Origin of the sequence: Pseudomonas sp. ADAK21 (assembly GCF_012935735.1) — a bacterium.
In the GTDB taxonomy this organism is placed as follows: domain Bacteria; phylum Pseudomonadota; class Gammaproteobacteria; order Pseudomonadales; family Pseudomonadaceae; genus Aquipseudomonas; species Aquipseudomonas proteolytica.
The window spans coordinates 4,809,378-4,822,091 of sequence record NZ_CP052857.1 but is presented as its reverse complement, the minus strand read 5'-3'; the positions used below and the strand labels follow the sequence as shown (position 1 = coordinate 4,822,091).

The following is a 12,714-nucleotide window of genomic DNA, read 5'->3' as shown; positions in this document are numbered from 1 at the left end:
CACTCACGGCTGGGTATCGGGCAAGGCGAAGGTACAGACATAAGGGGCTCCATGATGCTCGAACTCGATCCGCACGCCGCGATTGGGCTGGGCGGCAACAGTAGAAGGAAAGGCCAGCCAACGCGTGCCCTGATAAAAACTGAACGTGGCGCGCGCGACCGGCGCCAATGATTCCTTGAGCGTCCAGCGGGGCTTGCTGGCCGCGTACAGGTCGGCCGAGACCCACAGCTCGAGGCGCTGCTGCCGTGCATCGAACAACAGGCGCTGGCGTTGTACGCGCGATGCGCCGTCGGCGGGCGGCCATGCGGCCAGGGCCACCCACTGCAGTTGCCCCAGGCTCGGCTGCCACTCCAGCCAGGCCAATTCCAGGGGCAAGCGCTGCTCGTACAACTGGCGCAACACCAGGGCATCGAAGCGGCGCTCCAGGGCCATGCACAATTCCAGTACCTGGGGCTCGCCGCCGGGTTCCTCCAGGCGCTCACGCACCTTGACCCAGCCATTGACCAGAGCCGCCAGCAACACCCCGACCACCGCCGTGAGGGCCATCGCCACCAACAACTCCACCAGGGTCAAGCCGCGCTGCGTGGCCTTCATGGGCGCACCAGAAACAGGCTGAACTGACCCAGGGGCTGGCGCTGCTCGGGATCGGCAAAGAGCGTCAACTCACCACGACGCAAGCGGTTGACCCCGGTATTGCCCAGGGTCAATTGCCAATGACAGGTGCCAAGCCCCTGCCGCAACTGACCGCTCACCACATTGATCTGCGGCCAGTACTGCTCCACGCCAAACCGCGTCTCCAGCTCCCGCGCGCACAAACTGCCCAGACGATGCTGCGCGACGGCCTGGTGGGTAGCGATGCGCTGGCGCAGCAACTGGCTGACCATCACCGCCATCAGCGCGGCAATCCCCAGGGCGACCATGACTTCGAGCAAGGTAAAACCTCGTTGGCGCTTCATGGCAGGGTCGCGATATGCAAGGTGTTGTCGGCCTGCCATTGCCAGCGCTGGCGGCCCTCGGTCCAGCGCCAGGTCAATGACACCGGGCGGGCCAGCCCCGATGGGGTGAACATCACTTGGGGCTCGCTGCTCACGGGCCAGTCAGGTTGCAGGCCGGCCGGCCAGGGCGCGCCGCGCGAGGGTTCGACCTGCCATCCTGGCGCCCCCCTCCCGGCCTGCCAGCGCACGAACTCGGGGCGGCGGCCGTTCCAGCGCAAGCCCAGCAACTGCCCGGCATGCCGGGCCTGGGCGGCCTGGCTGCGCGCCTCGTTGGCCAGTTGGGCCAAGGCCTGGCGCATCGGCGCCTGACCGGCATCGAGGAAGGCCACGCCCAGGGCGCTGAACAAACCGACGATCAACAACACCACCAGCATTTCCAGGAGCGAAAACCCGCGACTGCGCCGCATACCTAGAGGTCCCAGTTACCGATATCGGCATCGGTGCCTTCACCGCCTTGCTGGCCGTCGGCCCCCAGGGAAAAGAGATCCACCCGGCCATGCTGGCCTGGCGTGCGGTAGCCATAGGCGTTGCCCCACGGGTCCTCGGGCAGCCGGCGGATATAGCCGTCGGCGCGCCAGCTGCGAGGCAACGGCTCCAGGGACGGTTTGCTGACCAGGGCCTGCAAACCCTGCTCGGAGGTAGGGAACCGCAGGTTGTCGAGGCGGTACATATCCAGCGCCTGCTCCAGAGTCGCCAGGTCAGCCAAGGCCTTCTGGCGCATGGCCTTGTCCTGGCTACCGAGCACGCTGGGGGCGACCACCGCGATCAGCAGGCCGATGATAAAAATCACCACCATGATTTCCATCAGGGTGAAACCGCGTTCGCGACGCTTGACCGCACGATTGCCTGGCAGGGCGTGCTTTTCCATTTCAAGTTCTCCAGTTTCAGGTTGTCTGTTCAAAGGCTAAGGCCCTGATTGAGCTGCATGATCGGCAGCAATACCGCCAGCACGATGAACAGCACCACCGCGCCCATCAGCAGAATCATCAGGGGTTCGAATAACGCCAGCAGCAGGTCGACCTGGCGCGCAAAACCACGTTCCTGGTTGTCGGCGACCCGCTCCAGCATGTCGGGCAAGGTGCCGCTGGCCTCGCCGCTGGCGACCATGTTCAGCAGCATCGGCGGAAAGTGCCCGCTGGCACTGAGGGCGCGGTACAGGGTCACGCCGCCTTCGACCTGCTCACGCACGGTTTCCAGGGCTTGGTGAATCTGCCGGTTGCCGACCGTGGCGGTGGCGACCTCCAGGGATTCAAGCAACGGCACCCCACTGCCGAGCAAAATCGCCAGGCTGCGCGACACCCGCGCGCTTTCCAGCACCGACAACAGCACGCCAATACGTGGCAGGCGCAGGGCCAGGCCGTCACGGCGCAAGCGCCACAGTGGCCGGCGCAGTAAAACCCGCGCCCCCAGCGCCAGCAGCAAACCCAGCCCCAGCAACCACGGGCCCAGCATCACCAGGCCTTCGCTGGCGCCGATCAGCACCCGGGTGATCAACGGCAGGCTTTGCCCGGTGTGGCTGAACTGCTCGGTGAGCTTGGGCACCACAAAGGTCATCAGGCCGATCACCACCGCTAGCGATACGAGGATCAGCACCGCCGGGTAGATCAACGCCGTGCGCGCCTTGTGCCGCTGTTTTTGTACTTGCTCCAGGTGCTCGGCCAGGCGCTCCAGCACCGGCGCCAATTTGCCCGAGCGCTCACCGGCCTCGACCAGTGCGCAATACAGCGTGTTGAACTGCCCACCCTGGCGACGCAGGCTCTGGGCCAGGCTCAAGCCTTCACCAAGGGCGCCGCGCACCGCCACCAGCAGGTTGCGGATCGCCGGCTCTGCCAATTGCCGTTCCAGGGTGCCCAGGGCATCCACCAGTGGGATGCCGGCACTCAACAGCGTGGCCAACTGGCGGGTCAATTCGCACAGTTGCCCATGGTTCAAACGTTGCCCACGCGGGCTCGACAGGCTCGCGCCCTGCACCTGCAGTTCACGGGCGAACAGGCCTTGCTCGCGCAGCAGTTGCCGGGCATGGCGCTCGCTTTCTGCCTGGATACTGGCTTTGCGGCGATTGCCGCGCAGGTCCAGCGCCTGGTAGCGATAGGTCGGCATCAGTCGCGCACCGCACGCAGGACCTGCTCCAGGCTGGTGTCGCCACGGCGCAGGCAGTCGGTGGCCATGGCGGTCAGGCTCTGGCGCTTGTCGGCCAGGTATTCGCGCATGGCCGCTTCGCTGGCGCCGTCGTACAGCAGGCTGATCAAGCCGGCATCCAGGGTGATGAATTCGTAGAGCCCGATCCGGCCGTTGTAGCCACTGCCCTGGCAGTCGTCGCAGCCCTGGGGGTGAAAGCTCTGTTCAAGGGTTGCCAGTTCCGGCCACAGCTGGCGCTCGGCGGCCTGCAATGGCGCAGGCGTTGCGCAATGGCACAACCGGCGCACCAGGCGCTGGGCCATGACGCCCTTGAGGCTGGAGGCGATCAGGAACGGTTCGATGCCCATGTCACGCAAGCGGGTGACCGCGCCCACCGCGCTGTTGGTGTGCAGCGTCGACAGCACCAAGTGCCCGGTGAGGCTGGCTTGCACGGCGATTTGCGCGGTCTCCTGGTCACGGATTTCGCCGAGCATGATCACGTCCGGGTCCTGGCGCAGGATCGCCCGCAGGCCACTGGCGAAGGTCATGCCGGCACGGGGGTTGATCGCGGTCTGGCCGATGCCGGTGATCGCGTATTCCACCGGGTCTTCGACGGTGAGGATGTTGCACGAGCCATCGTTCAGCGCATTGAGGCTGGCATACAGCGTGGTGGTCTTGCCCGAGCCGGTGGGCCCGGTGCTCAGCAGAATCCCGTTGGGCCGTGACAGGCAGGCGCGCAGAGCCTGCTCCACCTCGGCGGGCATCCCCAGGTTATTCAGGTCCAGCAGATTGGCCTGTTTATCCAGCACCCGCATCACCACGCGCTCGCCGTGGATGCCAGGCAAGGTCGAGACGCGGATATCCACCTCGCGCCCAGCGGAGCGCAGGGTAATGCGGCCGTCCTGGGGCTGGCGTTTTTCGGCGATGTCCAGGCGCGCCATGACCTTGATCCGCGACACCAGCATCGCCGACAAGGCCCGTGGCGGGCGCAGGATCTCGCGCAGATGGCCATCGACCCGCAGGCGCACCACCAGGCTCTGCTCGAAGGTTTCGATATGGATATCCGAGGCCCGCAGGCGCAGGCCTTCGGCGAACAGGCCGTTGATCAAGCGGATCACCGGCGCCTCGTTGTCGCTCTCCAGCAAGTCTTCGATACGCGGCAGTTCGTTGATCAGGCTGTCGAGGTCAACCTGCTCGCCGATGCCTTCGATCAACGCCGCCGTGGCTGACTCGCCAGCCTGGTACAAAGCGCCCAGGCGCAGTTCGTACTGGGCCGGGTCAAGGTGCTCGACCAGTGTCGGCAAGCCGTGCACACGCAACACTTCCTGCAAGGCGTCGGTGTCGACATCCTCGCGCAGGCACAAGGTCCAGCCCTGCGGGCCCGGCGCCCGTGCCAAACCCGCCTGGCGCGCCAGTCGATAAGGCAACAACGTACTCACCACACGCCCTCGTCCAGGCGTTCGCGGCTGGCCGGGAACAGGCGCAGCAAGGCGTTGTTATCGGAGATTGCGGGCAATGCCAGGTTGGAGTTGACCTTGAGGTTGCGGTACTTCTCGCTGCTCAGTTGGGCCAGGGTCTCGCCGTCGCGCATGATCCGCGGGCGGATAAATACCATCAGGTTCTGCTTGGTGCGCTGGCTGGCGTTGGAGCGGAACAGCCGCCCTACCCCCGGAATGTCGCCGAGCCACGGCACACGCTGGTCACTGTTCTTGGCCTCGTCGCCGATCAACCCACCGAGCACCACCAGGCCGTTGTCTTCGACCATGACCTTGGTCTTGATCTCGCGCTTGTTGGTGATCACATCGCTGGCGCCCGTGCTTTCGGCAATCGACGAGACCTCTTGCACGATGTCCAGGCGCACGGTGTTGTCGATATTGATCTGCGGCTTGATCCGCAGCTTGATCCCCACCTCCTTGCGCTCGATGGTCTGGTAGGGGTTGGTGTTGTTCTGCGTCACCGAGCCCGTCACAAAGGGCACTTCCTGGCCCACCAGGATCGACGCTTCGGCGTTGTCCAGGGTCAGCAGGGTCGGGGTCGAAAGCAGGTTGAAGCCGCTTTCGCTTTTCAATGCATTGAGCAGCGCAAGGAAGTTCAGCCCGCCGCCGTTGAGCTTGCCAAAGCCTGCGGTCGCGCCGGGCACATTGGCCAACAGCTTGCCCAGGCCAGCCGTGTCACCACTGGCAGCGGCCCCCGCCAGGCCGGCGATGCTCGTCCCGCCATTGGTAAAGTTCACCGCGCCGCCGCCAAACGAGTCACCCAAAAACAACCATTGCACCCCCAGTTCCTGGGCGCGGGTGTCGGAGACTTCGGCGATGATCGCCTCCACCACCACCTGGGCACGGCGGATATCCAGCTGTTCGACGATGGTGCGGTAGGCGGCGATTTCGCTGTCCGGGCCGACCATCACCACGGCATTGGTGCCCTCCTCCGACTCCATGCGAATCCCCGAGGCGCTGGCCGCCATCTGCTTGGGCGCGCCTTCCCCGGCCCCGCCCTCGCCACCGGCGCCGGGGGTGTCCTGGCTCAAGCCGCGCAGCACCTTGACCACTTCGGCGGCGTTGGCATGGCGCAGGTACATCACCACGGTATTCGACGGGCGCAAGGCATTTTGCGGCTGGTCCAGTTGTTTGAGCAGCGCGCGCACCCGTTGGCGGCTGTCGGCACTGCCGCGCACCAGCAAGGCGTTGCTGCGCGGGTCGGCCACCACCTGCGCGCCATCGGCGCCCTGCTCGCGGGCCAGCAAGCGGGTCATCAATTGCGCGGTGTCGTTGGCGCTGGCGTTGACCAGGGGCAGCACTTCCAGGGGCTCCTGGCTGACCTGGTCGAGTTGCTGCAACAGCGCGTCGATACGGTCGAGGTTGCTGCGCCAATCGGTGATCACCAACAGGTTGGCCGACGGGTATGGGCTGATCACCCCGACGCGAGGGTCGATCAGCGGTTTGAGGATATTGAGCATCTGTTCACTGGCGGCGTTGCGCACGCTGAATACCCGGGTGGCCATGCCGTCGTTGGCTTGCGCCACCTGGCGCGCCGACTCCACCGGCACCGGCTCCAGGCGTGCGGCCTGGTCCGGCACGATCTTCACGCTGCCATTGGGCAGGTTGACGGCGGCAAACCCCTGGGCGCGCAATTGGGCGAGGAAGATGTCGTAGATCGCCTCGCTACCGAGCATGTCTAGGCTGCGCACCGTGACCTTGCCCTTGACCCGCGGGTCGATGATGAAGGTGGTGTTGGTGATGCGCGATACGCTGTCGATAAAGTCGGTGAGTTCGGTATCGATGAAGTTCACTTCATACAAAGCCGGTGCTTCTTCGGCGCCGACCGGGGTCACGCTCAAGGCCAGGCACAATGCGCTCAGGCCCAGGCATTTATTGATCATGTGCATCGTCGGTTCATTCCTTGCGCTTGAGGCCGATCACCGGGCGCTCAGTCGGCCATGGCAAGCGCTCGCGCTGCCCTTGATTGTCGAAAATCAGCCCGCGTTCATCGATGTCCTGCAAGACGATGCCCGGGGCCAGGCGCTGACCCAGGGTCAGCGTGCGTTCTTGTTGCGCAAAGCGCAGGACCAGCACCGTGGCGCGCAACGGCGTGGCCTTGAGGCTGCCCAGGTAATCGACCTTGAGCGTGGTCAACGGCAGGTCGTCGCTGGGCGCTTGGCGTGGTGTCCAGTGGCTGCTCAACAGGTCGGCGACCGGTGCGGGAGCCGCAGTTGGCACGATCGGCTGGGCGATCCCGTGCCACAGTTGCAACACGCATTGCGCCGCGAGCCAGGCCAACAACGTAACCAGCAGCACGTTGAGCAGGCTGCCTGCGCGGTTCAACTGAGCAGGCTCCGTGGATGCCATCCTGGGTGCCCTTGCACGTAACGCACTTCGGGCAATTGCAACGGCGCCAGTTGCCAATCTGCCGGTTGCTCGCGCAACCAGCCTTCCAGGTGTTGCCACAACGGTTGCCCGGCATCGGCGGCAAAGCCCAGGCCAAAGGTGCGGCAGGTGCCTACGGGTTCGGCAAACTCACTGACCCTTTTGCCGCCGGGGCTATAAGTGACTTGCCAGGGCTGGCCGAGCCAGCGCGGCAGGTCCTGGCTGTTATCCAGCAGCAGCGGCTCGCCAAACAGTTGCTCGGCGCCGTTTTCCAGGACCTGGCGCACCTGCTGCGCCGGTACATCAACCACCGGCGCCGGGTAACTGGCACTGAGGCTGATCAAGTGTTCGCGGGTGATCATCTGGCCGCGCGCCAAGGGGCTGTCATAACGCAGGCCCGGTAGCAGCACCGCGCTCTTGGGCTCGCGGGCCAGGGCCTGGTGCAACAGGCGATCCCAACTGCCGGCGCGCACATCGCGGCGCCAGAGGTTTTCCGGGGCCTTGGCCAGGGGTTGGTCGAGCCAGGCCGCGTGGGCGGCGCGTTGTTGTTGCAGGCGCGGTTGCAGGCGCTGGGCATGGGCCTGGGCGCTGGCATCCAACGCACTGGCCTGGGCCGGAAAAAAGCGTGCATCAAACCGCCATTGCCCCGCCTGCGCCTGGCAACGGATGCGAAACGCGCCGCTGGCCCGGGTCCCACCCAGCACCACCGGTACACGTTTGCCGGAACTCTGCAGGATCTCCACCGGCTGCGGCCACAGGTCCTGGCCACGGGCGCACAACATCAAGTCCACCTGGCCCAGGCGCTCCGCCAGCCAGAACCCCGGCCCGGTGCCGACATCGGCCAGGGCCACCACCAGGTCGGCTTCTTCACGGGCTTGGGTGAGCACCGGTTGCAGGCTGTGCAACCATTGCTTCAAGGAACCTTGCTGGTCCCGCGCATAAGGGTCGGTGATGCCGACGACGGCGATACGCACGCCCCCCCGGCGGAACACCTGCATTCCCGGGGTGGCCAGGCGTTGCGCACTGGCGCTGGCCAGGCCGGCGCCGAGCACCGGATGACCGAATTGCTGATACAGGCCCTGGCATTGTTCGGGCCACAGCACGCGTTCATCGCTGCTGACCCGTACTTCGCTGCCCAGCAACTGGCTGCCCTGGACCCCGGACAAGCCACGGGTCAGGTAAGCCAGGCCGCTGCCGTTCCAGCACTGGCCGTTTTCCAGGGTCAGGCTATTCTCATGCCCGGCTTCATCACGCAGGCGTTGCAGCACCGCGCCGAGTACCGCATAGCCACCGGTTTGTACGCTGTCACTCAAGGAGGCATCCAGCAGGCCATCCAACTGGCTGCCATCGGCTTGGCGAAAACGTGCATTGGCCCCGGTGATCCACGGCGCCTGGCCGATCCGTGTCGCCGGCCCCAGGCGTGTGGCGGGGACCACCGGGCGACCCGGCAGGCGCGCATCGAGGGTGTCGGCGATGTACAACAGGTCGACCGGCTGGCTGTCCGCAGGCCCCGCCGCAGCCCCCAGGCTAGAGCAGCCGGCCAGCCACGGCGCGCAGGCGCCCAGCGTCATCCATCCCAATACATCGCGCCGCACCATTGAAGCCATTGTTCTCTCACCCTAGGGCTATCTCTTCTTTAAGGGCGGCATAGTGGGGGTCAATTAATGACGGTTTAATGTCAGTTTTTTAACAGGAGTGAAATAGGCATCCTTGTAACAAAAGGAAATAAAACAAATACACTTAAATACATTTTTAACAAAACCGACCGCGAATCATCACATTCGGCTCTTAGAGTTCGGGCTCCTTTCAAAAATCGTGATCTACAAAGGACCTGATGAAATGAGTCGAGAGACTGGCGACAACCAGAATCGCAACCTGAGCCTCAATGAGCCGATGGAATCGGTACTCACTGCCTACCTGAGCCGCCGCAGTGTGGTACGTGGCGGACTCGGCGCCGCGATCGCCATGATTGCCGGCACCGGCCTGACGGGCTGCTTCGACAGCGGCGGTGGCTCCGACCACGACACCCCGACCGAGCCCTCCAAGCCTGCGTTGAAACTGGGCTTCAACTCTATCCCCGGCTCCCTCACCGATGCCTGCACCGTGGCTGCCGGCTATACCGCCCACGTCCTGGCCCCGTGGGGCACGCCGTTGAACAGCAACGCAGCCCCGTGGAAAAGCGACGGCAGCAACACCTCCACCGACCAGGCCAACTCGGTGGGCATGCACCACGATGGCATGCACTTCTTCCCTATCAACGGCAGCTCCACCGACGGCCTGCTGGCGATCAACCACGAATACATCGACGCGCAAGCCCTGCACCCGGCTGGCCCGACCCTGGTTGGCGGTGTGCGTCCGGTCGAAGAAGTGCGCAAAGAGATCAACGCCCACGGCGCTGGCGTGATGCGCATCACCAAGGTCAACGGCCGTTGGCAGGTGATGGAAAACGACCCGTTGAACCGTCGTTTCACCACCGCCACGGTCATGGACCTGGCGGGCCCGATGAAAGGCACCGACCACGTAAAGACCAAGTTCTCCACTACCGGCACCCAGACCCGCGGCACCAACAACAACTGTGGTAACGGCTACACCCCGTGGGGCACCTACCTGACCTGCGAAGAAAACTGGCCAGGGATTTTCGTCAACAAAAGTGGCGCCCGTCCGGCAGACCAGGTGCGCATCGGCGTGGGCACCGGCAATGGCAACTATCGCTGGGAGTCGGTGGCTGGCGACCCGAGCGAAGTGAACGGCGAGTTCAGCCGCTTCAACGTGACCCCAAGCGGCGCCACCGCGACCGACGACTACCGCAACGAAGCCAGCACCTATGGCTACATCGTCGAGATCGACCCCTACAACGCTTCGACCCGCGCCGTGAAGCGCACCGCCCTGGGTCGTTTCCGCCACGAAGGTTGCTGGCCAGGCCTGACTACCGCTGACAAGCCAGTGGTGTTCTACAGCGGCGACGATTCGCAAAACGAGTACCTGTACAAGTTCGTCTCCACCGCCCTCTGGGACCCGGCCGATGCCAATCCCAGCGATCGCCTGGCCACCGGTGCCAAGTACATGGACAGCGGCAAGCTCTACGTGGCGCGCTTCAACGCCGATGGCAGTGGTAACTGGCTGCTGCTGGACGTGGCCACCAGCACCACCGACGGCAGCACCCTGGGCGCGAAATTCACCGACCTGCCGGGGATCATCCTCAACACCCGCGGTGCAGCCGATGCCGTGGGCGCCACGCCGATGGACCGCCCGGAGTGGACCTCGGTCAACCCACTCAATGGCGACGTGTACCTGACGCTCACCAACAACACCAGCCGCACGGTGGCCAACCCCGCCAACCCACGGGTGAACAACAAGCACGGGCACATCATTCGCTGGCATGACGCCGATAACCAGGTGTCGTTCACCTGGGACATCTTTGTGTTTGGCGCCAACGCGGCTGGCAGCCCGGACCTCAACCGCTCCGGCCTGACCACCCTGAACCAGTTCGCCAGCCCGGACGGCATGACCTTCGACAGCCGTGGTGTGATGTGGATCCAGACCGATAACGGCGAAAAAACCCTGACCGACTACACCAACGACCAGATGCTGGTGGTAATCCCCACCAACATGGTCGATGCCCAGGGCAAGCAAGTGCCGGTCAATGCCCAGAACCAGGCCGACCTGCGCCGCTTCTTCGTCGGGCCTAATGGTTCGGAAGTGACTGGGGTGACCTTTACTCCGGATAACAAGACGGTGTTCGTCAACATTCAGCACCCGGAAAACTGGCCGTCGACCACGGTCGCCACGGACGTCACGGTTGGGACTGTGCGTCCACGTGCATCCACGGTGGTGATCCAGCGGGCCGATGGGGGGGAATTGGCGATCTGATCAGGCTGCAGGAGCCGACCTGGTTCCTGCTTTACTGTTCTGGTGGGAGCTTTCGAGCCCCGGTGAGGCTGCGATGACGCGGTAATTGCCAGCATTGATGCTGACTGACCTACCGCTTTCGCAGCCTCGCCGAGGCTCGACAGCTCCCACATTTGTTTTGTGGTGCAGGCAAACCCCGCAACGGGCAACACTGCATGCGGGAGCTGGCTTAGCTCTTTGATGGTTCTTGGGGGTGTGTACATATCCGTTGCTGCGGTTATGGCGGCTTAGGGTTCCGCCCTTACGGCGGGTCACTTTCGAGAAGCGCGAAAGTAACCAAAGCGCTCTTGCCCCACCACTCGGCACCTCGCCTAGGCTCGGTGTGCCCGTCATCCGACATTGATTTGGGGGGCCGCCGCGATGGGCCATCCATGGCCCAGCGCGGCTAAACCGGCGTCCTGCCGGTTTAGCCCCCAAATCAATATCGGATGACGGCCAGCGTGGTTTAACGGGGCGCCTAAGATCAAAATCACAAGCAGAGCGAGGCGGCCTGACAGCCGACCTGATCGGTGAGGCTTACGCGTATACCTGTGGGAGCTGGCTTGCCTGCGATAGCGGTCGATCAGTCAATATATTTATCGGCTGATACACCGCTATCGCAGGCAAGCCAGCTCCCACAGGGGAATGCAGCTCCGCGCTCTGGCTTTGTTGTTGCTGTTGCTCTGCTTTTGATCTTGGGCGCCCCGTTAAACCACGATGGCCGCAGCAACGGATATGTACACAACCCCAAAAACCATCAAAGAGTTCTATGGAATCTAGCCACCGCCATCGCGGGCAAGCCCGGCCACATTGTTTACCGCTACGGCAACGGCTCCCGCGAGCGTAACAGCATGCCCTGCGCCGGCACCCGAGCATGCCACTTCACCACACCCTGGGCTTCGACACGGTACTGGCTGCGAAAGCGCTGGCCATCCAGGTCAACATCCAGTTGCAACAGGAAGTGGTCACCATTGAGCTGCAATCCTTCGCTCAGCCGCTCGAACATCGCATCATCCATCGCCCCCAGGGCCTGGCGCAGTTCGCCCGCATCACGATAGCCCCCTGCCGGGCGCGCGCTGATCAGCCGGGTCAGCACCGAACGCGAGACCTCGCCCTCGTACAACGCATCCAGCAGCGGCAGCATCTCCAGATTCAGCGCATTGGCGTTCAGCCGCCAGCCTGCGGTCTCGTCGAGGCTGCATAATTGCGGATAGCGCACAGCCCGGAGCGCGTCGGGCACCGCCAACAGGTTCAGCTCGCTGATATCGCGCATCCGTTGATTGGCCGCCAGGCGCGGGGGGGATTGGCGCAGGTATTCGTTGCTTTCGGCGCCTTGCAGGCGGGTCTGCTGGTCGGCGTCAAGCCAGTCGGCCAGGGTCTGGGCCAGGCGCTCGGCGGCCATGTCGGCTCCCAGCAGATGCACCAGTTGGCGCTGGGCGCGCTCGGCTTCGGGGCCGATCAGCGCGTTGACGTTGAAGCAGGTGTGCAGGTCGCGAATCTGGATGCTCGCCTTGCCACCCTTGAAGTCATAAGCCAACGGTTGCCCGCGCATGGCCTGCCAGAACAACGGGCTAGCGCGCCACAGGGGGTCTTGCAGGGCCTGCTCGGTAAAGGCCAGTGCCGCCCGCTCGATCGCCCGCGCCTGTACTCGCTGCTGCACCAGCCGCACGCTATCGACCTGTTGGCGCCCCTGCTCGACCATCCAGGCCATGCCGCCCGCGAGCATGGCCAGGGCCACCAGCACCATCAACAACGCCGCGCCCTGCTGCCGCTTCCTGTCCATTGCCACGCCACCTTTTATGTAGAACCTGGCGACAGTCAACACACCGGATGTTTCAACCAGGTGGCAG

11 protein-coding genes are annotated in these 12,714 nt (G+C 64.4%); 1 reads left to right on the top strand and 10 read right to left on the bottom strand.

The genetic code is table 11. The features are described 5' to 3' along the window. Positions 1-3: 3 nt before the first annotated feature. From HKK57_RS21845 to HKK57_RS21805, 9 genes are read right to left on the bottom strand one after another with little or no spacing between them, the layout of a single operon-like run. Positions 4-594, bottom strand: coding sequence for a PulJ/GspJ family protein (locus HKK57_RS21845; RefSeq protein WP_070994189.1), 591 nt, complete (start codon positions 592-594; stop codon positions 4-6). Then, positions 591-956: a type II secretion system protein gene (locus HKK57_RS21840; protein ID WP_029291117.1), complete on the bottom strand. Its 366-nt coding sequence runs from the start codon at positions 954-956 to the stop codon at positions 591-593. Before HKK57_RS21840 ends, HKK57_RS21845 begins: the two co-directional genes overlap by 4 nt. Beyond that, positions 953-1,402 (bottom strand): type II secretion system minor pseudopilin GspH, encoded by a 450-nt coding sequence (gene gspH / locus HKK57_RS21835; protein ID WP_169390753.1) that lies wholly within the window; start codon positions 1,400-1,402, stop codon positions 953-955. The genes HKK57_RS21840 and gspH overlap by 4 nt, the downstream gene beginning before the upstream one ends. 2 nt (positions 1,403-1,404) lie before the next feature. Next, entirely contained in the window at positions 1,405-1,863 is a 459-nt protein-coding gene (gspG, locus tag HKK57_RS21830; protein ID WP_154906057.1) for a type II secretion system major pseudopilin GspG, read from the bottom strand. Between the two features lie 29 nt (positions 1,864-1,892). Continuing rightward, positions 1,893-3,095: a type II secretion system inner membrane protein GspF gene (gene gspF, locus HKK57_RS21825; protein WP_070994187.1), complete on the bottom strand. Its 1,203-nt coding sequence runs from the start codon at positions 3,093-3,095 to the stop codon at positions 1,893-1,895. Continuing rightward, positions 3,095-4,543: a GspE/PulE family protein gene (locus HKK57_RS21820; RefSeq protein WP_178121981.1), complete on the bottom strand. Its 1,449-nt coding sequence runs from the start codon at positions 4,541-4,543 to the stop codon at positions 3,095-3,097. The genes gspF and HKK57_RS21820 overlap by 1 nt, the downstream gene beginning before the upstream one ends. A 5-nt stretch (positions 4,544-4,548) precedes the next feature. Next, a complete protein-coding gene (gene gspD / locus HKK57_RS21815; protein WP_442962258.1) occupies positions 4,549-6,498 on the bottom strand; it encodes a type II secretion system secretin GspD in 1,950 nt (649 codons plus the stop codon). A 7-nt stretch (positions 6,499-6,505) separates the two neighbouring features. Continuing rightward, entirely contained in the window at positions 6,506-6,958 is a 453-nt protein-coding gene (locus HKK57_RS21810; RefSeq protein ID WP_154906058.1) for a pilus assembly protein PilZ, read from the bottom strand. Further along, positions 6,931-8,583 carry a lipoprotein UxpA gene (locus tag HKK57_RS21805; protein WP_070994185.1) on the bottom strand — a complete coding sequence of 551 codons (1,653 nt, stop codon included), beginning with the start codon at positions 8,581-8,583 and terminating at the stop codon, positions 6,931-6,933. The genes HKK57_RS21810 and HKK57_RS21805 overlap by 28 nt, the downstream gene beginning before the upstream one ends. Positions 8,584-8,815: 232 nt before the next feature. Between HKK57_RS21805 and HKK57_RS21800 the strand changes: the two genes are divergently transcribed. Then, positions 8,816-10,846 (top strand): PhoX family protein, encoded by a 2,031-nt coding sequence (locus HKK57_RS21800; RefSeq protein WP_169390751.1) that lies wholly within the window; start codon positions 8,816-8,818, stop codon positions 10,844-10,846. Positions 10,847-11,684: 838 nt separating this feature from the next. Here the strand turns inward: HKK57_RS21800 and gspK are convergent. Further along, the gene (gspK, locus tag HKK57_RS21795; protein WP_169390750.1) at positions 11,685-12,647 is read right to left on the bottom strand and encodes a type II secretion system minor pseudopilin GspK; all 963 of its coding nucleotides are present in this window, start codon (positions 12,645-12,647) and stop codon (positions 11,685-11,687) included. Positions 12,648-12,714: the final 67 nt, after the last annotated feature.

Excerpts from the sequence above, each read along its gene's own strand:
- HKK57_RS21800 (WP_169390751.1), top strand. The coding sequence starts at position 8,816 with ATGAGTCGAGAGACTGGCGACAACCAGAATCGCAACCTGAGCCTCAAT.
- gspF (WP_070994187.1), bottom strand. The coding sequence starts at position 3,095 with ATGCCGACCTATCGCTACCAGGCGCTGGACCTGCGCGGCAATCGCCGC.
- HKK57_RS21805 (WP_070994185.1), bottom strand. The coding sequence starts at position 8,583 with ATGGCTTCAATGGTGCGGCGCGATGTATTGGGATGGATGACGCTGGGC.
- HKK57_RS21810 (WP_154906058.1), bottom strand. The coding sequence starts at position 6,958 with ATGGCATCCACGGAGCCTGCTCAGTTGAACCGCGCAGGCAGCCTGCTC.
- gspK (WP_169390750.1), bottom strand. The coding sequence starts at position 12,647 with ATGGACAGGAAGCGGCAGCAGGGCGCGGCGTTGTTGATGGTGCTGGTG.
- gspH (WP_169390753.1), bottom strand. The coding sequence starts at position 1,402 with ATGCGGCGCAGTCGCGGGTTTTCGCTCCTGGAAATGCTGGTGGTGTTG.
- gspD (WP_442962258.1), bottom strand. The coding sequence starts at position 6,498 with ATGCACATGATCAATAAATGCCTGGGCCTGAGCGCATTGTGCCTGGCC.
- gspG (WP_154906057.1), bottom strand. The coding sequence starts at position 1,863 with ATGGAAAAGCACGCCCTGCCAGGCAATCGTGCGGTCAAGCGTCGCGAA.
- HKK57_RS21845 (WP_070994189.1), bottom strand. The coding sequence starts at position 594 with ATGAAGGCCACGCAGCGCGGCTTGACCCTGGTGGAGTTGTTGGTGGCG.
- HKK57_RS21840 (WP_029291117.1), bottom strand. The coding sequence starts at position 956 with ATGAAGCGCCAACGAGGTTTTACCTTGCTCGAAGTCATGGTCGCCCTG.